The 25,600-nt window shown below is 58.0% G+C and carries 19 protein-coding genes; 8 read left to right on the top strand and 11 right to left on the bottom strand.

All coding sequences use genetic code 11. The features are described from left to right. Both B3N48_RS19245 and B3N48_RS19240 read right to left on the bottom strand, forming a co-directional pair. Positions 1-531, bottom strand: coding sequence for a DUF5943 domain-containing protein (locus tag B3N48_RS19245; RefSeq protein WP_296186488.1), 531 nt, complete (start codon positions 529-531; stop codon positions 1-3). 77 nt (positions 532-608) lie between these two features. Further along, positions 609-1,586, bottom strand: a complete 978-nt coding sequence (locus B3N48_RS19240) for a dipeptidase (protein ID WP_296186485.1) — start codon at positions 1,584-1,586, stop codon at positions 609-611. Positions 1,587-1,814: 228 nt separating this feature from the next. Here B3N48_RS19240 and B3N48_RS19235 point away from each other — a divergent pair, with 228 nt between their 5' ends. Together B3N48_RS19235 and B3N48_RS19230 are read left to right on the top strand one after the other, a co-directional pair. Then, the gene (locus B3N48_RS19235) at positions 1,815-2,219 is read left to right on the top strand and encodes a lysozyme inhibitor LprI family protein (RefSeq protein ID WP_296186483.1); all 405 of its coding nucleotides are present in this window, start codon (positions 1,815-1,817) and stop codon (positions 2,217-2,219) included. Positions 2,220-2,377: 158 nt separating this feature from the next. Continuing rightward, complete coding sequence (locus B3N48_RS19230) at positions 2,378-2,800, top strand: DUF3010 family protein (RefSeq protein WP_296186481.1); 423 nt, start codon at positions 2,378-2,380, stop codon at positions 2,798-2,800. A gap of 93 nt (positions 2,801-2,893) precedes the next feature. Here the strand turns inward: B3N48_RS19230 and B3N48_RS19225 are convergent, their stop codons facing one another. Both B3N48_RS19225 and B3N48_RS19220 read right to left on the bottom strand, forming a co-directional pair. Continuing rightward, entirely contained in the window at positions 2,894-4,063 is a 1,170-nt protein-coding gene (locus tag B3N48_RS19225) for a hypothetical protein (RefSeq protein ID WP_296186477.1), read from the bottom strand. Between the two features lie 67 nt (positions 4,064-4,130). Next, positions 4,131-5,090 carry a GlxA family transcriptional regulator gene (locus tag B3N48_RS19220; RefSeq protein WP_296186473.1) on the bottom strand — a complete coding sequence of 320 codons (960 nt, stop codon included), beginning with the start codon at positions 5,088-5,090 and terminating at the stop codon, positions 4,131-4,133. 309 nt (positions 5,091-5,399) lie between these two features. Between B3N48_RS19220 and B3N48_RS19215 the strand changes: the two genes are divergently transcribed. The 3 genes from B3N48_RS19215 (at position 5,400) to B3N48_RS19205 (ending at position 8,056) form a co-directional block, all read left to right on the top strand. Continuing rightward, entirely contained in the window at positions 5,400-6,287 is an 888-nt protein-coding gene (locus B3N48_RS19215; RefSeq protein ID WP_296186471.1) for a 3-keto-5-aminohexanoate cleavage protein, read from the top strand. Between the two features lie 184 nt (positions 6,288-6,471). Next, positions 6,472-7,437 (top strand): L-carnitine dehydrogenase, encoded by a 966-nt coding sequence (locus B3N48_RS19210; protein WP_296186469.1) that lies wholly within the window; start codon positions 6,472-6,474, stop codon positions 7,435-7,437. Positions 7,438-7,582: 145 nt separating this feature from the next. Continuing rightward, positions 7,583-8,056 (top strand): thioesterase family protein, encoded by a 474-nt coding sequence (locus B3N48_RS19205; RefSeq protein ID WP_296186467.1) that lies wholly within the window; start codon positions 7,583-7,585, stop codon positions 8,054-8,056. Positions 8,057-8,228: 172 nt separating this feature from the next. Here the strand turns inward: B3N48_RS19205 and fba are convergent, their stop codons facing one another. From fba to tkt, 6 genes are all read right to left on the bottom strand, one after another. Then, a complete protein-coding gene (gene fba, locus B3N48_RS19200) occupies positions 8,229-9,293 on the bottom strand; it encodes a class II fructose-bisphosphate aldolase (protein ID WP_093468420.1) in 1,065 nt (354 codons plus the stop codon). A gap of 124 nt (positions 9,294-9,417) precedes the next feature. Next, on the bottom strand, positions 9,418-9,741 hold the full coding sequence (locus B3N48_RS19195) for an MliC family protein (protein WP_296186464.1): 324 nt from the start codon (positions 9,739-9,741) through the stop codon (positions 9,418-9,420). Between the two features lie 99 nt (positions 9,742-9,840). Then, positions 9,841-10,068 (bottom strand): hypothetical protein, encoded by a 228-nt coding sequence (locus B3N48_RS19190; RefSeq protein ID WP_296186462.1) that lies wholly within the window; start codon positions 10,066-10,068, stop codon positions 9,841-9,843. A gap of 28 nt (positions 10,069-10,096) precedes the next feature. Further along, entirely contained in the window at positions 10,097-11,260 is a 1,164-nt protein-coding gene (locus tag B3N48_RS19185) for a phosphoglycerate kinase (RefSeq protein WP_296186460.1), read from the bottom strand. A gap of 17 nt (positions 11,261-11,277) precedes the next feature. Continuing rightward, positions 11,278-12,327: an erythrose-4-phosphate dehydrogenase gene (gene epd / locus B3N48_RS19180; RefSeq protein ID WP_296186458.1), complete on the bottom strand. Its 1,050-nt coding sequence runs from the start codon at positions 12,325-12,327 to the stop codon at positions 11,278-11,280. Between the two features lie 143 nt (positions 12,328-12,470). Further along, entirely contained in the window at positions 12,471-14,468 is a 1,998-nt protein-coding gene (gene tkt / locus B3N48_RS19175; RefSeq protein WP_296186456.1) for a transketolase, read from the bottom strand. A gap of 256 nt (positions 14,469-14,724) precedes the next feature. Between tkt and B3N48_RS19170 the strand changes: the two genes are divergently transcribed. From B3N48_RS19170 to B3N48_RS19160, 3 genes are all read left to right on the top strand, one after another. Beyond that, a complete protein-coding gene (locus B3N48_RS19170) occupies positions 14,725-15,720 on the top strand; it encodes an ArsR/SmtB family transcription factor (protein ID WP_296186453.1) in 996 nt (331 codons plus the stop codon). A 20-nt stretch (positions 15,721-15,740) separates the two neighbouring features. Next, a complete protein-coding gene (gene metK / locus B3N48_RS19165; RefSeq protein ID WP_296186452.1) occupies positions 15,741-16,931 on the top strand; it encodes a methionine adenosyltransferase in 1,191 nt (396 codons plus the stop codon). A 251-nt stretch (positions 16,932-17,182) separates the two neighbouring features. Further along, positions 17,183-24,850: a neuraminidase-like domain-containing protein gene (locus tag B3N48_RS19160; protein ID WP_296186523.1), complete on the top strand. Its 7,668-nt coding sequence runs from the start codon at positions 17,183-17,185 to the stop codon at positions 24,848-24,850. A gap of 84 nt (positions 24,851-24,934) precedes the next feature. On the opposite strand, the gene B3N48_RS19155 is transcribed toward B3N48_RS19160, so the two are convergent. Continuing rightward, on the bottom strand, positions 24,935-25,555 hold the full coding sequence (locus B3N48_RS19155) for a LysE family translocator (protein ID WP_296186449.1): 621 nt from the start codon (positions 25,553-25,555) through the stop codon (positions 24,935-24,937). Between the last annotated feature and the right edge of the window lie 45 nt (positions 25,556-25,600).

Here is a 25,600-nt window from a genome sequence, read left to right as displayed (position 1 = left end):
TTAAATAGGGTTTACGACGAACAGGCCATCTTCGTGGCCCTCTTCCGATCCGCCATAAACCTGTTCGGCTACCGTGCGAACGGAACTGCCTTTGGCAGCGAGAATCTGGTCCATGGCGCCCGCGAACCAGCCTGTGAACATGTAATCGACCTTGCGACCGACTTTTCCGTACACGTAAACGAACGCTGAGTGCTCGAGCTTGACGCTGGCGGTGCCTTTGTCCAGGTCGATTTCCTGGATCTTGAACAGGCCCCAGCCGCGCTGCGACAGGCGATTCATGTAGTGCTCAAACACCGCGACGCCCTCGATGCCATGGCACTCGGCTTCTTTTTCACACCAGTGCCAGGCGGACTTGTAACCCGCCTTGTAGAGGATTTCGGCGTAGGCTTCGGCGCCCAGCACTTCTTCGATGCCCATGTGGTTGTTGACGAAGAAATGACGAGGCACGTACAGCATTGGCAAAGCATCGGAGGTCCAGACACCGGTCTCGCTGTCGACTTCGATTGGCAATTGCGGGGCGATCTTGGCCATGGAAACTCAACTCCAGAAAAATTTGGTCGGATGCCCTCTCCGCGGACGGGAGAGGGAGAAATTCAGTGTTCTACGGCTTATTCGCCCCAGACATCGCCCAATACGCGGACCCAGTTCTCGCCCATGATCTTGCGCACGACACGTTCAGAATGGCCGCGTTTGAGCAGGGTTTCGGTCAGGTTCGGGAATTCGCCGACGGTGCGGATACCCAGCGGGTTAATGATCTTGCCGAAGTTGGTCAGACGGCGGGCGTAGCCCTTGTCGTGGGTCAGGTATTCGAAGAATTCCTGGCCATGCCCCTGAGTGAAGTCGGTGCCGATGCCGATGGCGTCTTCGCCGACGATGTTCATCACGTATTCGATGGCTTCGGCGTAGTCGTCGATGGTCGAATCAATGCCCTTGGCCAGGAACGGCGCGAACATGGTCACGCCGACAAAACCGCCGTGGTCAGCGATGAACTTGAGTTCAGCATCGGATTTGTTGCGAGGGTGTTCTTTCAGACCCGAAGGCAGGCAGTGGGAATAGGTCACTGGCTTCTTCGATTCGAGGATGACTTCTTCAGACGTTTTAGACCCGACGTGGGACAGGTCGCACATGATGCCGACGCGGTTCATTTCCGCGACGATTTCACGGCCGAAACCCGACAGGCCGCCGTCGCGCTCGTAGCAACCAGTGCCGACAAGGTTCTGGGTGTTGTAGCACATCTGCACGATGCCCACGCCCAGCTGCTTGAAGATCTCGACATAGCCAATTTGGTCTTCGAAGGCGTGGGCGTTCTGGAAGCCGAACAGGATGCCGGTCTTGCCCAGCTCTTTCGCCTTGCGAATGTCAGCGGTGTTGCGCACCTGAATCACCAGGTCGCTGTTCTCGCGAATCAGCTTCTGGCTCGCAGCGATGCTGTCGACCGTCTGCTTGAAGCCTTCCCACACCGACACTGTGCAGTTGGCCATGGTCAGGCCACCTTTGCGCATGTCTTCAAACAGCTCACGGTTCCATTTGGCAATGATCAGACCGTCGATAACGATGCTGTCTGCGTGCAATTCGGCCGGGCTCATCAGGCTGTCCCCTCTAGGTTAATCACGCACCGAAACGTCTGCCGGCGCTTTGGGGCCAGCATATGCCGTAGGGTCGGAGGAGCCGGGTGCAAAAACGACAGGGGAATTGCCGAAAGCGTCAAGAAACGACATAGGCTGACGGCCAGCTTCTGCCGCCTGCGTTTGATAACTGTTCTTTGCCGCGCGCTTGGGCGAGAATCCTCAGCATCACTGAATCGGGAAACCCCAATGAAGACGATTTTTCTGGCTCTGGCTCTATTCGCGACAGGCGCTCACGCGGCGGCAAATCCGGACGCAACCCCTTGCGACGGCGTGGACGAAGACAAACAGACTCTGGAATGTTCCGTGTACAGCCGCGACACCGCCGTCAAGCTGCTGGATGAGAACTTCGGCAACCTGCAAGAACGGGTGAACACTCAATTCGGCGCCAATAAGGCGCAGGCCAACGAGTTTATCGCCAAGCTGAAAACGGCTCAGGATGCCTGGAAAAAACTGCGCGACGCCGACTGCGCTGTGGAAGTATTCCCTGCCAAACCCGGCACCAAAGAATTCAACATCGGGCAGAACGACTGCCTGGCGCGCATGAGCGACGAGCGCTCCGAGTACCTGGAAAGCATCGCGCAGTCTGAATAAAACCTCACATCTTATGTGCCTGACCCAGCAATGGCGGCAGGCACCCTGTGGGAGTCAGTCTGCTGGCGAATCAGCAGTTTCAGGCGCTCAAGAGGTGTCTGACAGGACGCAGTCGCCAGCAGCAAACTCCCCATCATCTCCGACTCCAAGGCTTGCACATGAACATCTGCGGCGTAGAAATCAAAGGCAGCGAAGCCATTTTCGCCGTCGCCACTCGCGCATCCGGCGCTCCTGAACATCTGCCGCTGGCGACCAAAAAAATCGCGTTGGAGGACGATGACGAAGCCGCCAACGTCAAAGCCTTCGCGCGTCAGATCTCCAGCTTCATCCATGAAAACGCCATCACCCACATCGCCATCAAAAAGCGCAGCAAAAAAGGCGAATTTGCGGGTGGCCCGACCACGTTCAAGATCGAGACGATTTTTCAGTTGCTGGATGACTGCGATGTGGTGCTGCTGTCGCCGCAGACCATCAATGCGCAGATGAAGAAGCACACTTTCGACCTGCCTGCGGGGCTGAACAAGTATCAGCATGAGGCGTACAAGGCGGCGTGTTCGGCGTTAATGAAGGGCTTGAAGTAACACACCGCTGCGGCAGCACGGCTTGCCAGCGGCAGGGCTCTGTCAGTCGGTACATCGACATCAGACAGACCGCTACCGCCGGCGAGCGTGCTGCTACGGTCTGCGCTGCCTCAACCACTCGCCAAACGCATTGTCTTCAAGCGCGTAGGCGCCCCGGTTCGATTTCCAGACCAGTTCTTTCTCACGCAACGAATCGATCGCTGCCTGAATGGTTTGCGTACCGGGCACGACGTCACTGCCCATGCGCTCCAACGCCTTGCCAACTGCCAACACTGTCGCATCGGCAAACGGCGCAAACGGCTGGTTGTCGTGCGCACGATCAGCCATGACTTCCAACACGCCGCGTTGCGGGGGCGTCAGCGTGTTATAGGCGCTTTCAAACTCTTCCCATACGCCAGCGCGCAGCGATTCGGCGCTATCACGCAGCAATTCGCCGAGGTTTTGCGCCTCTCCAAGCTCCAGCGCGACATCACCGATGATCGTGCGCAGCATTTCAGGTCGACGGCCCACCCAATCAAACGCAGCGTCAATATCGACCGCAGAAAATTGGTTGGTTTGCGCCAGATGGCTGTTCAGGTGGGCGGTGTATGCCTTGGTGAAATCTTTGCCCAGCAGCGGAAACGGCGTGATGCTCGACCCATAGAACGGCTGGTTCTTGTTCAACACCAGATGCGCCAGCTTGTCCCGATTGGAGCCTGTAAGGACCAGCCGCAATCCGCCAATACCGCGCTCAGCCCCTTGGTTGAGTTCATCGCGTGCAGCTTTCAATGCAAACATGGCATTGACGCCCGCCTCGCTGGTCAACGCGTGCTGAGCCTCGTCGATGATCAACACGATCATTTTCTGTGCAGCGCTGTGCAGCAGCTCCAACGCCTGCGTCAGCGTGGCGCCAAGCGGCAGCTGCGGTCTTGTGAACTCCCAGGAAAGCGTGCGCAAAAAGTTGAGCTTTTCAAGGCCCGCTGATTTGGCGAGCTTACGTATCCCTTTCTCGTAGGGGACCAACGCTGCGGCGATGGCTGCGCTGATGAGATTCGCAGGGTCCTTCTCCCGATCCGCCCACAGATCCACATAGACCGGCACCCAATCCTGGTTCAGGCATTGAGGCACCAGATCTTCGCGCAGAAATGTGCTTTTACCCGTGCGACGGGGCGCCGCCAAAAACAGCCCGGAGGAATAATCGTGCAAGCCTTCGCCCATCAAGCCCTGCGCGATGGTAAGAGCAAGGCTGTCGCGTCTGAATACAAAGCCAGTACGCTTTGCCATGGTTTATACCCAATTATTGCCGCAACCATAATTTATAGTCGCAAGTATAATTGACCATAATTCACAGTCAAACGACCTTTGGCTCTCGCGCTACCCGCCCACGATCCTCCCTCGGACACACCCTAAATCGCGCTTTGTAGCTTCGGGTGAAATACGACGGCGACTCAAACCCGCAGGCGATGCTGACTTCCAGTACGCTCATGTCGCTCTGACGCAAGAGCTGGCGGGCTTTTTCCAACCGTAGACCCAAGTAAAAATTACTCGGCGTGTCGTTCAAATGCAGACGAAACAGCCGCTCCAGTTGGCGGCGTGTCACCTGAATGCCCTCGGCCAATTCCAGCGTGCTCAGCGGCGGCTCGGTGTGTTGCTCCATCACGCCAATGACCTGCACCAGCTTTTTATTGTTGATGCCGTAGCGCGTGGCAATTTGCATGCGCTGGTGATCTTTGCGCTGGCGAATACGGCCCAACACGAACTGCTCGGACACCTTGATCGCCAGATCCGGGCCATGAGCCTGGCCAATCAGGTCGAGCATCAGGTCGATGGACGCCGTGCCACCTGCCGAACTGATGCGGCGTCGGTCGATTTCGAAAAGCTCTTGGGTCGCTTGCACCTTAGGGTAGGTCTCCTTGAAGGCGTCGAGCGCCTCCCAGTGCAGCGTCAGACGATAGCCATCGAGCAGATCGGCCTCGGCCAGCACGAAACTGCCAGTATCAATAGCGCCCAGCGTCACGCCTTCCAGATCAAGGCGCCTGAGCCAGTGCTCCAGCGTCGAGGTATAAAACTTCAGCGGCTCAACGCTGGCCATAACGCACAACGTTGCGCCTTTTTTTAGCGGCTCCAGCGCGGCGTCGGCGTTCACCGACATGCCGTTGCTGGCGATCACCGGCCCCCCGTCGGCACTCAGCACGTGCCAGCGATACAACTCGCCGCCAAAACGATTGGCCACCCGCAAAGGCTCCAACGCCGAGACGAAGCCCATCATGGAGAAACCGGGCATCAGCAGAAAGTAGAAATCCTGGGACATCGTTGGCGCGTTCCTTGGGGATTTTTTGTCGGGCAAAACCACCGTAGAAGCGCTTGCCGCGATCGGGGTATGCCTGTGTCGGCTCAATGACTGACACACCACACTCGCGGGCAAGCGCGCTCCTACCGTTCTGATCCGGTATGAGATACGCCTGTTCAGACACCGAGGCAATAACACAGGTCGCTCCCGTGCAAGAGCTTGTCGCCGCTGTGCGTTTTGAGGGGCGTCGGGCTGCGTAGCTTTGCACTTCAAAAGCGGGCGCTCAAAGCCTGCGCCACACACGACACTGGCCTGCAAGGAACCTCACTCATGAATCACGACGTCATCATCACCTGCGCACTGACCGGTGCTGGCGACACGACCGGGAAAAGCCATCTGGTCCCGATCACGCCCAAACAGATCGCTGCCGCCGCCGTCGAGGCGGCTAAAGCAGGTGCGACCGTTGTGCATTGCCACGTGCGTGATCCGCAGACCGGCAAGTTCAGCCGTGACGTCGAGCTGTATCGCGAAACCATGGACCGCATCCGTGAAGCGGACATCGATATCATCGTCAACCTGACCGCAGGCATGGGCGGCGACCTGGAAATCGGCCCGGGCGAGCGTCCGACCGATTTCGGCCCTAACACTGACCTGGTCGGCCCATTGGCGCGTCTGGCGCACGTCGAGGCGCTGCTGCCAGAGATCTGCACCCTCGACTGCGGCACGCTGAACTTCGGCGACGGCGACACCATTTACGTGTCCACCCCAGCGCAACTGCGCGCAGGCGCCAAACGTATTCAGGAGCTGGGCGTGAAGGCCGAACTGGAAATCTTCGACACCGGCCACCTTTGGTTCGCCAAGCAAATGATGAAGGAAGGCCTGCTCGACAACCCGCTGTTCCAGCTATGCCTGGGCATCCCGTGGGGCGCTCCGGCAGACACCACGACGATGAAGGCCATGGTCGATAACTTGCCAGAGGACGTGGTCTGGGCCGGTTTCGGGATTGGTCGTATGCAAATGCCGATGGCGGCGCAGGCCGTGTTGCTGGGTGGCAACGTACGGGTGGGTCTGGAAGACAACATCTGGCTGGACAAGGGCGTGCTGGCGAGCAACGGGGCACTGGTCGAACGCGCCAGCGAAATCCTTAGCCGCCTGGGCGCGCGGGTCATGACCCCCGCTGAAGGCCGCGTGAAGATGGGCCTGAAAAAGCGTTTCTGATCTCACACCCTTTTCCTCTGTAGGAGCGTGGCTTGTCCCGCGATCGGCCGGGTACCGGTCGTAAAACCGACAAACCGGGTGTGTCAGACATACCTCATTCGCCGGGTTTGCTGCCGCTCCGCGGCAGATCGCGGGACAAGCCACGCTCCTACAGGGTTCTGCGAACTTCCTTTGAGTGATCACCATGACCTTCATCACCGAAATCAAAACCTTCGCCGCGCTGGGCAGCGGTGTCATTGGCAGCGGTTGGGTATCCCGCGCGCTGGCCCACGGACTCGACGTCGTAGCCTGGGACCCGGCGCCGGGCGCCGAAGCGGCGTTGCGCAAACGGGTGGCCAATGCCTGGCCTGCCCTGGAGCAGAAAGGCCTGGCTGCAGGCGCCTCGCAAGATCGCCTGCGCTTCGTCGCGACCATCGAAGAATGCGTGCGCGACGCCGATTTCATTCAAGAAAGCGCCCCGGAGCGTCTGGACCTCAAACTCGACCTGCACAGCAAGATCAGCGCAGCCGCCAAGCCTAATGCGATCATCGGTTCCAGCACCTCGGGCCTGCTGCCTTCCGAGTTCTACGAAAGCGCGACCCACCCTGAGCGTTGCGTGGTCGGCCACCCGTTCAACCCGGTTTACCTGCTGCCGTTGGTGGAAGTGGTCGGCGGCAAGCACACTGCGCCAGAAGCCGTTCAGGCAGCGATCAAGGTTTACGAATCACTGGGCATGCGTCCCCTGCATGTGCGCAAGGAAGTCCCAGGTTTTATCGCTGATCGCTTGCTGGAAGCCCTGTGGCGTGAAGCGCTGCATTTGGTCAACGATGGCGTGGCGACGACAGGTGAAATCGACGACGCCATTCGCTTTGGGGCCGGTCTGCGCTGGTCGTTCATGGGCACGTTCCTGACCTACACCTTGGCCGGCGGCGACGCGGGCATGCGCCACTTCATGGCCCAGTTCGGCCCGGCGCTGCAACTGCCCTGGACCTACCTGCCCGCGCCAGAGCTGACCGACAAGCTGATCGACGATGTGGTCGATGGCACCAGCGATCAGCTCGGAACGCACAGCATCTCAGCGCTGGAGCGCTATCGCGATGACTGCCTGCTCGCGGTGCTGGAGGCGGTGAAGACTACCAAGGCCAAGCATGGGATGGCCTTTAGCGATTAAGCCTAAAATTTTCGTCGCCCTACCAACGCCATCGCGGGCAAGCGCGCTCCTACATAAAAATGCGATCACCTGTAGGAGCGCGCTTGCCCGCGAACAGGGTAGCCCTCTTAACTCAAGTCTCTCAGACCCTCCCCCGGTACTGCTCATGCCCGCTCTAACCACCTACAAAACCCCGATCCTCCAGGATTGGGTCGACTACAACGGCCATCTTCGCGATGCCTTCTACCTGCTGATCTTCAGCTACGCCACTGACGCGTTTATGGACCGTATTGGTTTGGCGAGCGACGACCGGGCAGCCAGCGGCAATTCGCTGTTCACGCTTGAAGCCCATATCAACTACCTGCATGAGGTCAAACTCGGCGAAGACGTGGAAGTGCGCACTCAGATCGTCGCGCATGACCTCAAGCGCGTGCAGCTTTACCACAGCCTGTATAAGGCGGGTGGTGATGTGGAGCTGGCAGCCAGTGACCAAATGCTGCTGCATGTCGATCTGGCCGCAGGCCCGAAATCGGCGCCGTTCAGCGAGCAGTCGCTGGAAGCGTTGCGGCTGCTGACCGAAGCGCAGCATGACCAACCGGCACCGACCTATATCGGCCGCACCATTGGCTTACCCCGCTGACGCACTATTTGTGCGAGCCGGCTTGCTGGCGAACTCGGTGGGTGAGCTTCGGAACTGGAGACTGACACGACGCCTTCGCCAGCAAGCAGGCTCCCACAACCAAAAATCCCAGCCACAAAAAAGCCCGCATCGCTGCGGGCTTTTTCTTGCCGACAAACCGATCAAATAATGATCAGTTGACCTTGGCGTTCAACTCGCCTTTGGCATAACGCTCGAACATCTTCTCCAGAGAGATCGGTTTGATCTTGGAGGCGTTGCCCGCGGTACCAAAGGCTTCGTAGCGAGCAATGCAGACGTCGCGCATGGCCGATACGGTTTTTGCCAGGTATTTACGCGGGTCGAACTCGCTCGGGTTCTTGGCCATGAACTCACGGATGGCGCCAGTTGAGGCCAGACGCAGGTCGGTGTCGATGTTGACCTTGCGCACGCCGTGCTTGATGCCTTCGACGATTTCCTCGACTGGCACGCCGTAGGTTTCTTTGATGTCGCCGCCGAACTCGTTGATGATCTTCAGCCATTCCTGAGGAACGGACGAAGAACCGTGCATCACCAAGTGGGTGTTCGGAATGCGCTTGTGGATTTCTTTGATGCGCTCGATCGCCAGAATGTCGCCGGTTGGCGGCTTGGTGAACTTGTACGCACCGTGGCTGGTGCCGATGGCGATGGCCAAGGCATCGACCTGGGTCTTCTTCACGAAGTCAGCGGCTTCTTCCGGGTCGGTCAGCATCTGGCTGTGATCCAGTTGGCCTTCGGCGCCAACGCCATCTTCTTCGCCAGCCATGCCGGTTTCCAGCGAACCGAGAACACCCAGCTCACCTTCAACGGAAACGCCGCAGGCGTGGGCCATGGCTACGGTTTCTTGCGTCACGCGAACGTTGTATTCGTAATCCGCGGGGCTCTTGCCGTCTTCGCGCAGGGAGCCGTCCATCATGACCGAGCTGAAGCCCAGCTGGATCGAACGCTGGCAGATGGCAGGGCTGGTGCCGTGGTCTTGGTGCATGACCACCGGGATGTGCGGGAACTCTTCGATCGCCGCCAGGATCAGGTGACGCAGGAATGGGGCACCTGCGTATTTACGCGCGCCGGCCGAAGCCTGAACGATCACCGGGGAATCGGTCTTGTCGGCCGCTTCCATAATGGCGCGCATCTGTTCCAGGTTGTTCACGTTGAAGGCTGGAACGCCGTAGCCGAATTCGGCGGCGTGGTCCAACATCTGGCGCATGCTGATAAGTGCCATTGTCTGTCTCTCTCCCGGTAGGGTCGTTGATCGCGTGTGCCTGCCGTAACGGCGGCTATTCAAATTATAGGGGCGCTACAGCTCATCATCGCCCAGTGTTGCATCGGCCTGACTGCTCAACGCCTCAAGGCGCCGTGCAGCCACGACCGATCAAATCGTTGGTAGCGTCCCAGTAGACCAGGCCTTCGCTGCCTTTGTTATCAAACGCGAGAACCCCGTTACTGTAGAGGCCTCCCGAAGCGCCAGGCGCGGCCTGCAATCGGAACACCTGCTCGCTCTGATTCAACCGCACATCGACCTCTTTCTTCGCAGGGTCGGCGTAGCGCCAGAAAATCTCCGCTTTGCTGTCGCAGACCCAGTGGGTCCACGGCGTGGCCGGTTCGGAGGCCTTCATGCTGGCACAACCGCCCAGCAGCATCAGTGTCGCAAGGGCAATCAAGCCTTTCATTACCACTCCTGAAACCCCTGCGAACCGCGACTTGCGTCGGCGTTTCGGTCACCAGGGGCAGTTCCGTTTCTGATGTTTCTGTTCGCTGTCAGTTCAGATTCAGCGACAGGCTACCGGCCCGACAGCGGGCATGAACTCGTACTTCTCCCAGACTTCGGGACCGCCGCGCTTATACACGATCGGCACGGTTTCCGCCTGCCAGCCCGCTTGATAGCAGCTGACCTGAAGCCGTTCCGGCGCTGCGTTCAGCGCCGTCTGGGCTTCGGGCTTGCTTGCGCAGCCGACCAGCAAACCCGCCATGATCAACAGCGGTAATGGCTTGACCATCTCACTCCCCTTCACCTTGGCCTGACATTCAGGCCTTGGCACGTTGTTCCAGCATTTCCACGGCGGGCAGCACCTTGCCCTCGACGAACTCGAGGAATGCGCCGCCGCCTGTGGAAATGTAGGAAATATCGTCTTTGACACCGTATTTATCGATGGCCGCCAGTGTGTCGCCGCCACCGGCGATGGAGAACGCAGAACTGTCGGCAATGGCCTTCGCAAGCGTTTTGGTGCCTTCGCCAAATTGGTCGAATTCGAACACACCTACCGGGCCGTTCCAGAGAATAGTCTTGGAAGATTTCAGCAAGTCGGCGAACTGGGCCGCTGTTTTCGGGCCGATGTCGAGAATCATGTCGTCATCGGCGACATCGGCGATCAGCTTCACGGTCGCTTCGGCTTTGTCCGAAAACTCTTTGGCCACCACCACGTCCACTGGCAATGGCACGCTGACCTTGGCAGCGATGGCTTTAGCGGTGTCCAGCAGGTCCGGCTCGTACAGCGACTTGCCGACCTTGTGGCCCGCAGCTGCGAGGAAAGTGTTGGCGATGCCGCCGCCGACGATCAGTTGATCGCAGATCGAGCTCAGGCTGTTGAGCACGTCCAGTTTGGTCGACACTTTGGAGCCAGCGACGATGGCAGCCATGGGCTTGGCCGGGTTGCCCAGGGCCTTGCCCAGTGCGTCCAATTCGGCTGCCAGCAGCGGACCCGCCGCGGCGACCTTGGCGAACTTGGCGACGCCGTGGGTCGAGCCTTCAGCGCGGTGAGCGGTGCCGAAGGCGTCCATCACGAACACGTCGCACAGGGCCGCGTATTTCTGAGCCAAGTCGTCGGCGTTTTTCTTCTCGCCCTTGTTGAAGCGCACGTTCTCGAACAGCACGATGTCGCCGGGCTTGACCTCAACACCGCCGAGGTAGTCGGCCACCAGTGGCACGTCGCGGCCCAGCGCCTTGCTCAGATAGTCGGCGACGGGCTTCAGGCTGTTTTCGGCGGAAAATTCACCTTCGGTCGGACGACCCAGGTGGGAGCAGACCATGACGGCAGCGCCCTTTTCCAGCGCCAGCTTGATGGTCGGCAGCGAAGCAAGGATGCGTGCATCGCTGGTGACGACACCGTCCTTGACCGGAACGTTGAGGTCTTCGCGGATCAGTACACGCTTACCTTGCAGATCGAGGTCGGTCATCTTCAACACGGTCATGAGGCGTTCCCTGTTTTTTACTGTTGTTTATGGATACTGCGCAGATAGTGGTCAGCGACATCCAGCATTCGGTTGGCAAAGCCCCACTCGTTGTCGAACCACGCCAGAATGTTCACCAGACGAGGGCCGGAGACCCGCGTCTGGCTGGCATCGATGATCGCCGAATGGGGGTCATGGTTGAAATCACAACTGGCGTGCGGCAACTCGGTGTAAGCCAACAGCCCCTTGAGCGGGCCGCTGGTGGCGGCCGCACGCAGAATGCGGTTGATCTCGACCGCGTCGGTGTCACGCGCCACCTGCATTGTGATATCCAGGCACGAGACGTTCACCGTCGGCACACGAACTGCTTTGGCCTGAATTCGGCCGGCAAGTTCCGGAAGCAGCCGCTCGATGCCCCGCGCCAGACCAGTGGACACCGGGATGATCGACTGAAACGCCGAGCGGGTACGACGCAAATCCTCATGATGATAGGCGTCAATCACGGGTTGGTCGTTCATCGCTGAGTGAATCGTGGTGATGGTGACGTATTCCAAGCCCAGCTCGCGGTTCAGCAGGTCGAGCAACGGTACGCTGCAGTTGGTGGTGCAGGATGCCGCGGACACCAGCATCTCGTCGCCGGTCAGCGTTTGCTGGTTGATGCCGTAAACGATCGTGGCGTCGACATCGGCCTCGCTGGCCATCGGCTGGGAGAACAGGACACGCGGCGCGCGGGCGGCCAGAAAACGCTCGCCGTCGGCGCGGCTGTGGTAGACGCCGGAGCATTCCAGCACCAGATCGACATCCAGCGCGTCCCAGTCGATGCCTTCAGGCGTCGCGCTGCGGAAGACTTTGATGACGTGGTCGTTGATGTGCAGAAAATCGCCTTCGACCCGCACTTCGCCGGGAAACCGGCCGTGGGTAGAGTCAAAGCGCGTGAGGTATTCGAGACTGGCCATATCGGCCAGGTCGTTGATCGCCACCACTTCAAAGCCCGCCTTCGCACCTCGCTCGCACAACGCGCGGAGCACGCAGCGGCCTATACGACCGTAACCATTGAGGGCGACTTTAAAAGGGCGTGACGGGGGCATGGGGGGTTCTCAAATATTTGGTGATGTTTAGAGAACCTGTAGGAGTGAGCTTGCTCGCGATTGCGGTACATCTGTCGACGAATTCATCACCGACAAACCGCTATCGCGAGCAAGCTCACTCCTACAGTGGTTGCGCAGGCTTCTTAGTCTTCCAGCAGCTCTTCAGCCGTGCTGATGACGTTCTCCAGCGTGAAGCCGAACTCTTCGAACAGCAGGTTGGCAGGCGCTGACTCACCAAAAGTCGTCATGCCGATTACGCGGCCTTCCAGACCGACGTACTTGTACCAGTAGTCAGCGTGCGCCGCTTCGATGGCGATGCGAGCGCTGACTTCCAGGGGAAGAACCGACTGTTTGTACAGCGGGTCCTGCGCTTCGAAGACGCTGGTGCACGGCATCGAGACAACGCGCACGTTCTTGCCTTCAGCAGTCAGCTTGTCGAATGCCTGAACGGCCAGGCCGACTTCGGAACCCGTGGCAATCAGGATCAGGTCCGGTTCGCCGTTGCAGTCACGCAGCACATAACCGCCACGGTTGATGTTCTCCAGTTGCAGCGCATCACGTGCCTGGTGAGGCAGGTTCTGACGGGAGAAGATCAGCGCCGAAGGACCGTCGCTACGCTCGATGGCGTGTTTCCAGGCCACAGCCGATTCCACGGCGTCGGCTGGACGCCAGGTGTCCAGGTTCGGCGTGGTGCGCAGGCTGGTCAGTTGCTCGATTGGCTGGTGCGTCGGGCCGTCTTCGCCCAGACCGATGGAGTCGTGGGTGAACACGTAGATGGTGCGCTGCTTCATCAGCGAGGCCATGCGCACGGCGTTGCGGGCGTACTCCATGAAGATCAGGAAGGTCGCGCCGTATGGCACGAAACCGCCGTGCAGGGCGATACCGTTCATGATCGCGCCCATGCCGAACTCACGCACACCGTAGTGCAGGTAATTGCCACTGGCGTCTTCGCCGGTGATCGACTTGCAGCCTTTCCAGATGGTCAGGTTGGAACCGGCCAGGTCAGCCGAACCGCCGAGGAACTCAGGCAGCAGCGGACCCAGTGCGCTCAGGGCGTTCTGGCTGGCTTTACGGCTGGCGATGGTTTCGCCCTTGGCATTGACTTCGGCTACATAGGCCGCAGATTGCTCAGCGAAGTCAGCCGGCAATTCGCCGCTCATGCGACGGATCAGCTCGTTGGCTTCGGTCGGGAAGGCAGCGGAATAGGCCGCGAAACGCTGGTCCCACTCGGCTTCGGTCGCCAGACCTTTTTCCTTGGCGTTCCACTCTTTGTAGATGTCAGCCGGGATTTCGAACGGACCGTGGGTCCATTTCAGCGCGGCGCGGGTCAGGGCAATTTCGTCGTTGCCCAGCGGCGCGCCGTGGCACTCTTCCTTGCCCTGCTTGTTCGGCGAACCGAAGCCGATGGTGGTTTTGCAGCAGATGAGGGTCGGCTTGTCGCTCTTGCGGGCGGTGTCGATGGCGGTTTTGATCTCGTCGGCGTCATGACCGTCGACGTTGCGGATCACCAGCCAGCCGTAGGATTCGAAGCGCTTCGGCGTGTCATCGGTGAACCAGCCTTCGACTTCGCCGTCGATGGAGATGCCGTTGTCATCGTAAAAGGCGATCAGCTTGTTCAACTGCAGGGTGCCTGCCAGCGAAGCGACTTCGTGGGAAATGCCTTCCATCATGCAGCCATCACCCATGAACACGTAGGTGTGGTGATCAACGATGTTGTGGCCAGGACGATTGAACTGGGCCGCCAGGGTCTTTTCCGCGACAGCGAAACCGACGGCGTTGGCGAAACCCTGACCCAGGGGGCCGGTGGTGGTTTCAACGCCTGGGGTGTAACCGAATTCAGGGTGACCCGGGGTGCGGCTGTGCAGCTGACGGAAGTTCTTCAGGTCTTCAATCGACAGGTCGTAACCGGTCAGGTGCAGCAGCGAGTAGATCAGCATCGAGCCGTGGCCGTTGGACAGGATGAACCGGTCACGGTCGGCGAACGACGGGTTGCTCGGGTTGTGCTTTAGATAATCGCGCCAGAGGACTTCAGCGATATCCGCCATGCCCATCGGGGCACCTGGGTGGCCGCTGTTGGCCTTTTGCACGGCATCCATGCTGAGTGCACGAATGGCATTGGCACGCTCACGACGGCTTGGCATCGCTGATCTCCTGGGGCAGAAAGAAGTGGGATCTGAAAAAGGCGGCCATTTTCCCTCAGGCACTGCTTCGGGGCAATGACAGATGCGGCCTCAGACACGTTTTTCCTGAGCGGTGGACGATTTTTGTCAGATGATGGGCGTCTCCCCCCTCGAAACCGCGTATTCGCCGCGCCTTCCAGCACGCATACAACCAATATCAAAACTTTTTGATATTGGTGTTGCAGCGAACCCGGTCGATAACTAGACTGCCAACCCTATGAATCTTCGCGCGCCCGCCCTCGACCACAATCAAAGCGACGAACTGGCTGCCCTGTGCAAGGCCGGTGGCGACTCGCTGCGACTGAACGTGCTGCGCGCCTTGTCCAATGATTCCTTCGGCGTGCTGGAGCTGGCGCAGATTTTTGCCATTGGCCAGTCGGGCATGAGCCATCACTTGAAGGTGCTCGCGCAGGCAGATTTGGTCGCGACCCGTCGCGAAGGCAACGCGATCTTCTATCGTCGCGCCCTGCCCCACACCGAGCAGGTCGGCGGCAAGTTACATGCGGCGCTGCTCGAAGAGGTCGATGGTCTTGCGCTGCCCGACGACGTTCAGGCCCGCATCGGCCTGGTCCATCGTCAGCGCGCGACCGCCAGTCAGGACTTTTTCGCACGCACTGCGGAAAAATTTCGTGCCCAGCAGGACCTGATCGCAGGACTGCCCCAGTACCGCGAGAGCCTGTTGTCGCTGCTGGACAAACTCAGCTTCGCGCCCGACGCCACGGCAGTGGAGGTCGGCCCGGGCGATGGCGGTTTTCTGCCTGATCTGGCGCGGCGCTTTCGGCATGTCACGGGACTGGACAACAGCCCGGCCATGCTCGAGCTAGCGCGCAATCTCTGTGAGCAGAAAGCGTTGCATAACGTCGAGCTGAAACTGGCCGATGCGCTGTCAGACGCTAATGTTTTCGCTGACTGTGTCGTCTTGAATATGGTGCTTCATCATTTCGCGGCGCCGGCTGACGCATTGAAACAACTGGCCAACCTGTTGAAACCGGGCGCAAGCCTGCTGATCACAGAGTTGTGCAGCCACGACCAGAGCTGGGCCAGGGAGGCCTGTGGCGATCTGTGGTTGGGGTTCGAACAGGAAGACCTGGCCCGGTGGGCCATCGCTGCGGGGCTGGTCCCTGGAGAAAGTCTGTATGTAGGTTTACGTAATGGTTTCCAGATTCAGGTTCGCCACTTTCAGCGACCGACTGGCAACACTCACCATCGGTAACTCTCAGGAAAATCGTCGAGATGAGCGAATACTCCCTTTTCACCTCCGAGTCCGTGTCCGAAGGGCATCCGGACAAAATCGCCGACCAGATCTCCGATGCGGTGCTGGACGCCATCATTGCTCAGGACAAACACGCGCGCGTCGCCGTGGAAACCCTGGTCAAGACCGGCGTTGCCATCGTCGCCGGTGAAGTCACCACCAGTGCGTGGGTCGATCTGGAACAGATCGTTCGTGACGTGATCAGCGGCATCGGTTACACCAGCTCCAACGTCGGTTTCGATGGCGCCACTTGCAGCGTGATGAACATCATCGGCAAGCAGTCCCCTGACATCAACCAGGGCGTAGACCGCGCCAAACCTGAAGATCAGGGTGCTGGCGACCAAGGCCTGATGTTCGGCTACGCCAGCAACGAAACCGCTGAGCTGATGCCTGCACCGATCGCGTTCTCGCACCAACTGGTCAAGCGTCAGGCTGAAGCGCGTAAATCCGGCCTGCTGCCATGGCTGCGTCCGGACGCCAAATCCCAGGTCACCTGCCGTTACGAAAACGGCATCGTAGTCGGTATCGATGCGATCGTGCTGTCGACTCAGCACAACCCGGAAGTGTCCTATGCCGACCTGCGCGAAGGCGTGATGGAACTGATCGTCAAGCAAGTGCTGCCGGCGAACCTGCTGCACAAAGACACCCAGTTCCACATCAACCCGACCGGCCAGTTCATCATTGGCGGGCCGGTTGGCGACTGCGGCCTGACCGGTCGCAAGATCATCGTCGACAGCTACGGCGGCATGGCCCGTCACGGCGGCGGCGCGTTCTCGGGTAAAGACCCGTCCAAGGTCGACCGTTCGGCGGCTTACGCTGGCCGTTACGTCGCCAAGAACATCGTTGCTGCAGGCCTGGCCGAGCGTTGCGAGATTCAAGTGTCCTACGCCATCGGCGTCGCACAGCCAACGTCGATCTCGCTGAACACTTTCGGCACCGGCAAGATCAGCGACGACAAGATCGTCCAGCTGGTCCGCGAGCACTTTGACCTGCGTCCGTACGCAATCACCAAAATGCTCGACCTGCTGCACCCGATGTACCAGGAAACCGCAGCCTACGGCCACTTCGGCCGCACGCCGCAAAGCAAGACCGTGGGCGACGACACCTTCACCACGTTCACCTGGGAAAAAACCGACCGCGCCGACGCCCTGCGCGCTGCTGCCGGTCTGTAATACGCGTTAGCTGTTCAGCGCGTTAAGAAAAAGCCCCTGGCGATGTGAGTCGTCAGGGGCTTTTTCGTGCCCTGTCGTCTTTGATCGCCCTGTAGCGGTCAGGATCACAACCGGACCGGATATAGCGATTGGCAATCGCCCCTATCGCGAACTCAACTAGCCAACACACCTCAAGCTTTATCCCCCACTGCTAGCCTTTTCTGCGAGACCGAGCACACCGCTTACCCACCGAGCGTTATGCCTTGCAGTTCATGGATGACGCCTCCTCGCCCAATGCAAAGGACAACATCGCCATGGCCAATACAAAAGCTCCCGACGTCACACCTGAAGCCGCCACTTACGCCAAGCTCTTTCCCGAACAACTCGCCGACCGCTGCGCCCCTGACGCACTGGAATCCAACAGTGGTCCCATCGCGTACTTGCATGCGCTGTATCAACAGGTGCAGGAACTGGAGGCCACCAGCACATCGGACAAGCGCTTCACCCTCGCCAAACGCCGCCCTGACATAGGCGAGCTGTTGCTGGACGAAGCTGGCCTGGATACCAAGGTCGCGCCTCTGACACTGGCGATCAACGCCCTGACCCGCCAGGCCAAGGGCTACATCGGTGAAGACAAGAGCCTCACCGAAGTCCTCAGCGAATCAACGCAACGCGCTGGACTGCCGTTTCACTACCCGCTCGAACAGATTCAGGCGGTGCTGAAACACAAGAAAATCCCGCTGTTCGACCTGCTGCAACAGGCGCAATACAGCTACCCCAACTTCTGCTACGGCAACCTGCGTACCGAAGCGCTTCGGCAAGTCATGCGCGCCTCCACCGGCTTCAGCCCGGCGCTGCAAAAACTGCTGCTCGATGACAGCGCAGCGGATGAAGGTGATTTTCTCGCCAAACGCTTCGGCGTCACAGGGACGAACAGTACCCTCGTCAAACAACTGAGCAACGTCGAATTTTTCTGCCTGAAAACCGGCCTGACATCCGAAGAGGTGCAGGACATGCTCGCCATCGAAGGGGTGGACGACAACGCCGCCAAGGGCTTCACCAGCGTCCGGCGCTCGGCCGCCTACTCACCCTCGGACAAATCGGCGGTGGACGGCAGTGTCTATGGCGCCTCGTTTATCAACAACGGCAAAGCAGCCGTGTCACTGGAAGACACCCTCGCTGAGGCTGGAATCACGCTCGGCATCAAGGGCGCCACGGCTGCGCACTTTGGTCGCATGAATCAGATCATCCATCTGCGTCATGCCCTGCAATTGTCATTCGCTGAAACCGACCTGCTGGTGATGTCCGCACTGCGAGCCGAAGGGCAGACCAAGGATTTTCACCTTACGGCAAACACCCTGCGTGCCATCGGCGTGTTCCGTTATCTCAATGAAGTGCATGGGGTGACCGCAGACCAGTTCGCAGCTCTGATCCACGAGGTCTCGCCCTACGCCGTTTCGCGCGAGGTTTCCCTGCTAGATCGTGTGCTCGATGGCCCCGGTGCCCGCGCGCTGGCGAAAACCGAAGACGGGCTGATCATCGACGACCGCGAATTCGAACTGGCGGGTACCGCTGATGACCAAGGAAGAAGCCCATCGAACACGATCATCGGTCATCTGAGTAGCGCCATGGGCACCGACGAGCGCCTCACCCGGCGCTATCTGGCTCAAGCCACTCAAGCGTTGAAACTGAAAAAGCCCAGTCTGTCACTGCCGCTGATTTCTGCCCTCTACCGCCTGAGTCGCCTGCCTCGTTTGCTGGGGTTGAGCCTGAATGAAGGGGCCGATCTGATTGCCCTACTAATGCTCGACAATCCTCAGGTGCAAAGCATCGTCGCGGGCAAGGGGCAGATCAGCGACGACCCGGAAAAGGCCGATACCCTTGATGTGTTGATCGCCTTCACCAACATCCGGCAATGGCTGAAGCGCAACGGGCTTTCCGCCTCTGCCGTCCTCGCATTGCTGACCGTGCCTGAGCAAACGAACGCCAACCTTAACGCCATCGAGAAAGCACGCAAAAACCTGCTTGAGGATATACCGTTCGAGGTAGCGGCCTCGTGCCTGACTGAAGACCTGATCAAGGAAGGGCTACAGGCTGGCGACGCCCCTAAAACCGGCACCTGGCTGGGCTCGCTCAAAGATTACGTTTCAGAGCAAGGGCTGATCAGCTCCAACCTGCCTGCGGAGGGGGCTCTGAGAGCAGCCCTGGAGACACTGCTCAACGACACTTCCAAAGATACTGATTCGGCAAAAAAAGATGCGAAAGAAAACCCGGCCCCAGACAGAATCGCGCAAAGCCTTGCATCGGCAATCACTAACGCCCGAATCGCGCAGGAAGATTTGGCCAAGGGGATCTTCGGCAAGGCATTCGGCAAACTGCTAGGAAACTCAGCGACGGCCGCTGCATATGCCCTACCGTTGCTGAGGTGGATCGGCAAAGGTCCCGCTGATTTACTGGCGGATTATCAGGTGCTTGGCGCTGTCGATCAGCAGGCTTTTGACTTCTGGCAGGACATGACGCGCTATGCCCTCGCGATTCGGCTGACAGGTTTTAGCCCTGCGGGGCTGGGGGCGCTGATTGAAAATCCGCAGTGGTTCGATTTTGAAGATGATCTAACGGAGGTGAGCGAAGCGTCCGAAGAGAAAAGTACAGATCCGCTCGATCCGCCGGAGCTGACGCTTGATCTGCTTTATCAACTGACACGCTATCGCGACTGGATCGCCATCTGCCGGGAGCAAAAGTTAGAGGAAGCCGATGCGCTTGCGTATCTGACTGAGGCGAAACCGAGCGAGGAACCGGATGCAGTCAAGTCTGCGGCCAGTCGCTTGAGCAAGTTGATAGGGTGGAGCGAGAGCGAAACGCTGTTGGCGGTGCCTTATGTTGTGACGACGGAGCCGGGGCAGCCTGGAATTATCAAGGGGTCTGTGGATGAGTTTATAAGTTCGTTAAGCAGTGAAGAGCGAAAACTCTACGACAAGCCGAAAAAAGGTCTTAGCATGGCGCTTGCACACTACCACTTCCTACGAAAAGGGACAACATTCTACGATAAAGACGTGCACTCGATATATTCAAAGCTCAAGAAAATCATCGCCAACAATTCGGGAGTTTTAAAACTCTCACAAGAAGAATATAAACAATTCAACAAACCTGACACTTGGGAAAGGACCGCACGGAAGAGGATCGATCAAGGAATAAAAGTTGAAAACCCGGTGCTGATAAAGTTAGAACCCTATTCTGATGAAGAACTCAAAACAAGGGCAGAAAGCCCTATCATCACTTCCGAGATACCTGCGACTCCTAAGTGCATCAGTGACATAGACTTCATACTGCGCGAAAAACTTCTCTGCCAGAGAACAGGGCTTTCTTGCCAATCACTGCTTGACCTTGCACTTCTGGACGAAACATCGGCCTACCAGGATTTCTCCAATGTTCGTCATCTTTTGTTAGGCGCATGCACGGAGCAGGCATTGGAAACCCTCGAACCCTCTGTACAAGAAAAATGGCGTGATGCATTGGTCGATTACATGCTCGGCTACTGGGCACAGGCGGATAAAAACCGCCAGACCGAACTGAAAACGGTCGACGATCTCTCCAGCTACTTCCTGACCGACATCAGCCCGACGCGGGAAGCGATGCAAACAACGACCATCACCCAGGCCATTTCCAGTCTTCAGCACTATCTTTTCCGCCTGTTCTCACATCTTGAGCCCGGCTACGACGCCGCGAAAATGCCGGAACACGCCAACAGCGCGTGGGAACAGTACCTGAGCCAGTACGGCAGCTGGAGGGTCTGGAAAGCGCAGTTCAACCATCCGGAAAACCTCATCTACTACGCAAATCGCCCGAAAAAGAGCAAAGCGTTTCAAGAGCTTGAGGTAGAGGTCAATCAGGGCAAACTGGACACTGAACTGCTGCAGACGGCGATCTGTAACTACCTCACAAAGTTCGAAAGACTGAGTAACTTGCAGGTCATCAGCGGGTATCTGGATGGGCGCGACCCGAAAAGCGACACCTATTACCTGGTAGGCAAGACCAACGCCTCTCCGGCGGAATATTACTGGCGCTCTGTAGACATGGGATTACGGGACGATAAGCAGCGGTTGAGTCCGTTGGCGTGGAGTGAGTGGCAGAAAATCGGCTTGACAACGACAGGCAATATTGCGCAAAGCCTTTACGTTGAAGACGTCGAAGGGGTAGAAACGAAACATAAAGGCGATGCCATTCGCCTAGTGGTGATCAACGGTCGACTGTATGTATTTTGGGTAGAAAGGGGCACCACCGGCTTACCCAGTACCGACCCAAAAATAAAAGACCCGACTACCTACAAAAAAGTGTCGGTTCATTACGCTTATTTGCAAAGTGATGGATTCTGGAGCACCGCTAATGAATTGATGGCACTGGATGGGTTTGTCAATGGCGAGCGGCCGAAGGACGACAAGCGACAGTTGATAAAAGATGATGAAAACCAATGGATGAAATCAGACTCATGGATTCCAGGCCTCATTGTATTTGTCAACATCGAGGGTGAACGAGAAGCGGACCCTTGGCTGACTGTAATTCTTTTTGATTGCAACGCAATTAAAACAGAGAACAAGGAGATAAACAAGGACTATTACATTGAAATGCGTGATCTTTTGTTGATTGAGAAAAAGACGCTCCCCGGAAAAACCACTACACTCTTCAATGCCAGTTTTGGGGCTTATAAAGACATACGGAACATACAACACAGTTACAACGGCCCCCTACCCAACGCAAGCAGGATAAGGCTGAATAAATACACTGTGAATGGTCTGGAAGAAGGCTCTCTTGACCATAATATTTACCGTGAGTTTGTTGATGCGTACGCTCCTAAATTTAAAATCTCAAGTATGGACGAGAAAGCAAAAACGCTCATTATCACATTAGCCGAGGCAACAGCAAGCAAGAGGAATTTACTTTACGACACACTATGGATCAAACCGGACAAAGGTGAAACTTACTCACCGATAAAACCCATAAAAAACGCTGAAAGTGAATATTTATACAACTACACGGAGCTAGGCAACTATACGATACGATTGGACGTAGCCTGGCGCGGGGAAAATCTCATATTTGACTACACATTTAATATTTTTCCCGGAAACGCTGACGAAAAATGGTCCGTTCAAATCAACCACAAAGGACAATCTCAATATCTAAAGCTACCCACTCATTCGGACTCCTCCCCGACACTCCCGACGTACTACGTTCGATTAAACACCCTCTTCGGTAAACAACTCGTCGCCCGCGCCAGCCAAGGCGTCGAACAGGCACTCGACTGGGGCGCTCAGCAGATTGAAGAACCCACCATTGACGATGCCTACCCAAACCCACCGGTAGACTTCCACGGTGCCAATGGTTTGTATTTCCGCGAACTGTTCCTGCACTTACCTGCGCTGATCGCCAAACGGCTCACCGAGCAGCAACAGTTCGAAGATGCGGAGAAGTGGTACCTGCGTTACCTGTTCGACCCCTATCGTGCGCTGAAGCAGGACGATGGACGCCCGCCTTACTGGAATACCCGACCATTGGCGGAAGTCGGGTCGGGTAAGTCTGAGCTCAATAAACCTGTCAACCCTACAGCGCGCGCCTTTATTCTGTCTCGCTTCTATCGCAATGCGGTGTTTCTGGATCTGGTAGAAAACTGGCAGCTTCAGGGCGACCACTATTACCGCCAGCTGACCCTCAGCACTCTCAACCATGCCTGGCTGTGTTATCAGCAGGCGTTAAAGCTGATCGGGTCGTTGCCTGAGCGTGCTGCTGTGTCGCGCTGGACACCGGCTGCGCTATCGGAGGTCAACGAGAATAGCTTTCGCCTTCCTATCAACCAACGGGTGATCGAAGCGCGGCAGATCCTGGAACGGCGCCTGTTCAACCTGCGCCACGGCCTGACGATAGATGGCAAAGCATTGCCTGACATGGGCTGGGGCGATGAAGGGGGTGATCCTTTCGGTTCTGCCAAGGGGGGCTTGAACATTCTTGCGAATACCTACAACAGTGATCGGGCTGTCATTCCGGCATATCGCTTCAGAGAACTGTTGCCTGCCGCCCGCGCGGCTGCCCAGCGGTTGCTGGATTTTGGTCGCCATTACATGAAACTGATGGAAGATGAGTTCAATACTTCGCTTTCCGTTTTGCTCAAATCACAAGATCTCAAGATTTCGGATTTCGCTGTCAGCCTGCAGAAGGAGGCTATCGCCTCGATACAGGCCAGAAAACGACATCTTGAAATCAGTCGACAGGCTGCAGAGTTCAGAAAAGAGCACTGGGCGCGCTTGCTGGATATCGGCAGGTCACCTCGCGAAGAAGCGGCCACGGCGCTGACATGGACGGCAGGAATCCTGCAATACGCGGCCATTCCAACAGAAATCCTCGCCGGTGGTGCTGACGGATTGATCCCCACCATTCTGGGAATGGCAGTTGGTGGGACTAGACCGGCAGAATTGAAGCGCATGGCCAGCAAGGCCATGACGATGTCCAGCACGGGGATGAAGTTCGCTGCCGCTCAGCTACTGGCAGAGTCGGGTTACGAGCGCCGAGCAACAGGCTGGACGTTCGATATGCGCCAGGCTGAATGGGACATCAAGCTCATTGATCAGGAAGTCGCCGAGACCAACATCGAGATGAATGCTGCCGTTATCAGCCTGAAGGAGGCTCAACAAGAGCAGGCCAACCTGAAAGAAGCCTACGTCGCGATGACCACCGGCTTCACCATCATCCCGATCTACAACTGGCTCGTGGCGCGTCAGGAATTGATCTACGGCAAAGCCTACGACGCCGTGCTCTCGATGTGCCTCGGCCTTGAAGCCGCCTGGCGCTATGAGATTGGCGACTACAAGCGTGAGGCGTTCATCAGGACGCGCGCCTGGAGCGACTCCTACAAAGGCATGCTCGCAGGCGAATCACTGCTGGTGGACCTGATGGAAATGGAAAACGCGTTCCTGCTCGCCAACGAACGTCGCCTGACTATCCGTAAGACCTTCAGCCTGAATAAATGGCTCACCGAACATTCTCCTACGACGATCACTCGCACCCAGGAGCCGCTCAAAGGCAAAACGGTCACGCCGTGGCTGAACGCCGTTCTGGGGTTGTCCGAAGGGCAACCACTGCTGTTCGACTTCAAGGCCAAGGATTTCGACAAGAACTATCCCGGCCATTACTTGCGCCAACTGCGTTACGTCACTGTGTCGTTCATCAGCGAAAAAGAAGGTTTCAGCACCGATGGCCTGTGCGCGATCCTCACTCAGACTGGCAGCACGACGTTGGTGGAGCCAAACCAGGAGGGTGTGGAGTATTTTTATGGCGAGGCCAAAACTGTGCCTTCGAGCATCAAGCGCAATCTGCGGGCCAAGCAGGCCATCGCGCTGTCGTCTGCGATGAACGAAGACGGTTTGGGCTACAACCCGGGCGAGTCGGTCCATGAGCTGATGTTCCACGATGGCCGCTACCTGCCCTTCGAGGGCACCGGGGCTATTTCGGAATGGGAGCTGAAAATTCCCGACGCGGAATTCGCCAGTACGTTGATCGATGCCGCCTCCAACGTCCCGAACATCAGCGACATCCAGATCAATCTGGTCTATACGGCACGTTCGGATGAAGCACTGGCAGAGAAGGTGATGGCGAATGCCGCGGCAAAAGCGCAAGCAGAGGCTGAGGCTAAGGCCAAGGCCAAGGCCGATGCAGAGGCCGCTGCAAAAGCGCAAGCAGAGGCTGACGCTAAGGCCAAGGCCGATGCAGAGGCCGCTGCAAAAGCCAAAGCCGTAGCTGATGCTGCCGCAAAAGCCAAGGCCGACGCTGACGCAGCGGCTAAAGCCAAAGCGGCGGCTGATGCAGCCGCCAAAGCAAAGGCTGCCGCGGATGCCAAAGCGGCTGCAGATGCCAAGGCGAAAGCTGCAGCGGCAGCGGCGGCCAAGAAGAAATAGTGATGTATTGACTGCAACGAACGGTTGGCGCGGCGATGGCAGGTGTCTGCAATCGCCATTGCCGTTCCAGCCTGCTCTGCGAACTCACCCCCGCCGCGCCACCAACAGAAACGACGCAGCCCCTGCCAACAACCCCGCACACGTCCGGTTGAATAAGCGCTTGCCGCTCGGCTTGGCGAACAGTCGGCGTGCGTGAACGCCCATGTAGCAATACAGGCCGATGGCGATGCATTCCAGTGCCAGAAACATCGCGCCGAGTTGTACGAATTGCTCATCGATGGGGGCGGAATGGTCGACAAATTGGGGCAGAAATGCGGTGAATAGCAGGATCGCCTTGGGGTTACCCATCGCCACTAGAAATTCCTGACGCGCCAGTCGGCCCGATCCGACCTCTCTCACGCCTGCATCGACGTGAGTATCGGCCGGTGCGCGCCACAGCTGAATGGCCAGGTAGAACAGGTACGCCGCGCCGACGATTTTGATCGCGTGGAACAGCCATTCCGAGGTGTGCAACACGGCGGTCAGGCCCACACCAGCGAGTGCGATCATGATCGCGAAACCCAGCAACCGGCCCAGGCCTCCCGTGCACGCACGGACGAATCCATAGCGCGAGGCATTACTGATCGACAGCAGGTTGTTGGGGCCGGGGGCCATGTTCAACGCGAAGCAGGCGGGAATGAAAACGGTGAGGGTCGACAGCTCCATGATGGATGTCCTTACTGGGCGCTGGTAGAAACATCATTTTGCACT

It is taken from the genome of Pseudomonas sp. UBA1879 (assembly GCF_002338065.1).
Classification (GTDB): domain Bacteria; phylum Pseudomonadota; class Gammaproteobacteria; order Pseudomonadales; family Pseudomonadaceae; genus Aquipseudomonas.
This window is presented reverse-complemented; position numbering and strand designations above follow the sequence as displayed.

Coding starts and splice junctions, on each gene's coding strand:
- B3N48_RS19245 (WP_296186488.1), bottom strand. CDS start 531: ATGGCCAAGATCGCCCCGCAATTGCCAATCGAAGTCGACAGCGAGACC.
- B3N48_RS19240 (WP_296186485.1), bottom strand. CDS start 1,586: ATGAGCCCGGCCGAATTGCACGCAGACAGCATCGTTATCGACGGTCTG.
- B3N48_RS19235 (WP_296186483.1), top strand. CDS start 1,815: ATGAAGACGATTTTTCTGGCTCTGGCTCTATTCGCGACAGGCGCTCAC.
- B3N48_RS19230 (WP_296186481.1), top strand. CDS start 2,378: ATGAACATCTGCGGCGTAGAAATCAAAGGCAGCGAAGCCATTTTCGCC.
- B3N48_RS19225 (WP_296186477.1), bottom strand. CDS start 4,063: ATGGCAAAGCGTACTGGCTTTGTATTCAGACGCGACAGCCTTGCTCTT.
- B3N48_RS19220 (WP_296186473.1), bottom strand. CDS start 5,090: ATGTCCCAGGATTTCTACTTTCTGCTGATGCCCGGTTTCTCCATGATG.
- B3N48_RS19215 (WP_296186471.1), top strand. CDS start 5,400: ATGAATCACGACGTCATCATCACCTGCGCACTGACCGGTGCTGGCGAC.
- B3N48_RS19210 (WP_296186469.1), top strand. CDS start 6,472: ATGACCTTCATCACCGAAATCAAAACCTTCGCCGCGCTGGGCAGCGGT.
- B3N48_RS19205 (WP_296186467.1), top strand. CDS start 7,583: ATGCCCGCTCTAACCACCTACAAAACCCCGATCCTCCAGGATTGGGTC.
- fba (WP_093468420.1), bottom strand. CDS start 9,293: ATGGCACTTATCAGCATGCGCCAGATGTTGGACCACGCCGCCGAATTC.
- B3N48_RS19195 (WP_296186464.1), bottom strand. CDS start 9,741: ATGAAAGGCTTGATTGCCCTTGCGACACTGATGCTGCTGGGCGGTTGT.
- B3N48_RS19190 (WP_296186462.1), bottom strand. CDS start 10,068: ATGGTCAAGCCATTACCGCTGTTGATCATGGCGGGTTTGCTGGTCGGC.
- B3N48_RS19185 (WP_296186460.1), bottom strand. CDS start 11,260: ATGACCGTGTTGAAGATGACCGACCTCGATCTGCAAGGTAAGCGTGTA.
- epd (WP_296186458.1), bottom strand. CDS start 12,327: ATGCCCCCGTCACGCCCTTTTAAAGTCGCCCTCAATGGTTACGGTCGT.
- tkt (WP_296186456.1), bottom strand. CDS start 14,468: ATGCCAAGCCGTCGTGAGCGTGCCAATGCCATTCGTGCACTCAGCATG.
- B3N48_RS19170 (WP_296186453.1), top strand. CDS start 14,725: ATGAATCTTCGCGCGCCCGCCCTCGACCACAATCAAAGCGACGAACTG.
- metK (WP_296186452.1), top strand. CDS start 15,741: ATGAGCGAATACTCCCTTTTCACCTCCGAGTCCGTGTCCGAAGGGCAT.
- B3N48_RS19160 (WP_296186523.1), top strand. CDS start 17,183: ATGGATGACGCCTCCTCGCCCAATGCAAAGGACAACATCGCCATGGCC.
- B3N48_RS19155 (WP_296186449.1), bottom strand. CDS start 25,555: ATGGAGCTGTCGACCCTCACCGTTTTCATTCCCGCCTGCTTCGCGTTG.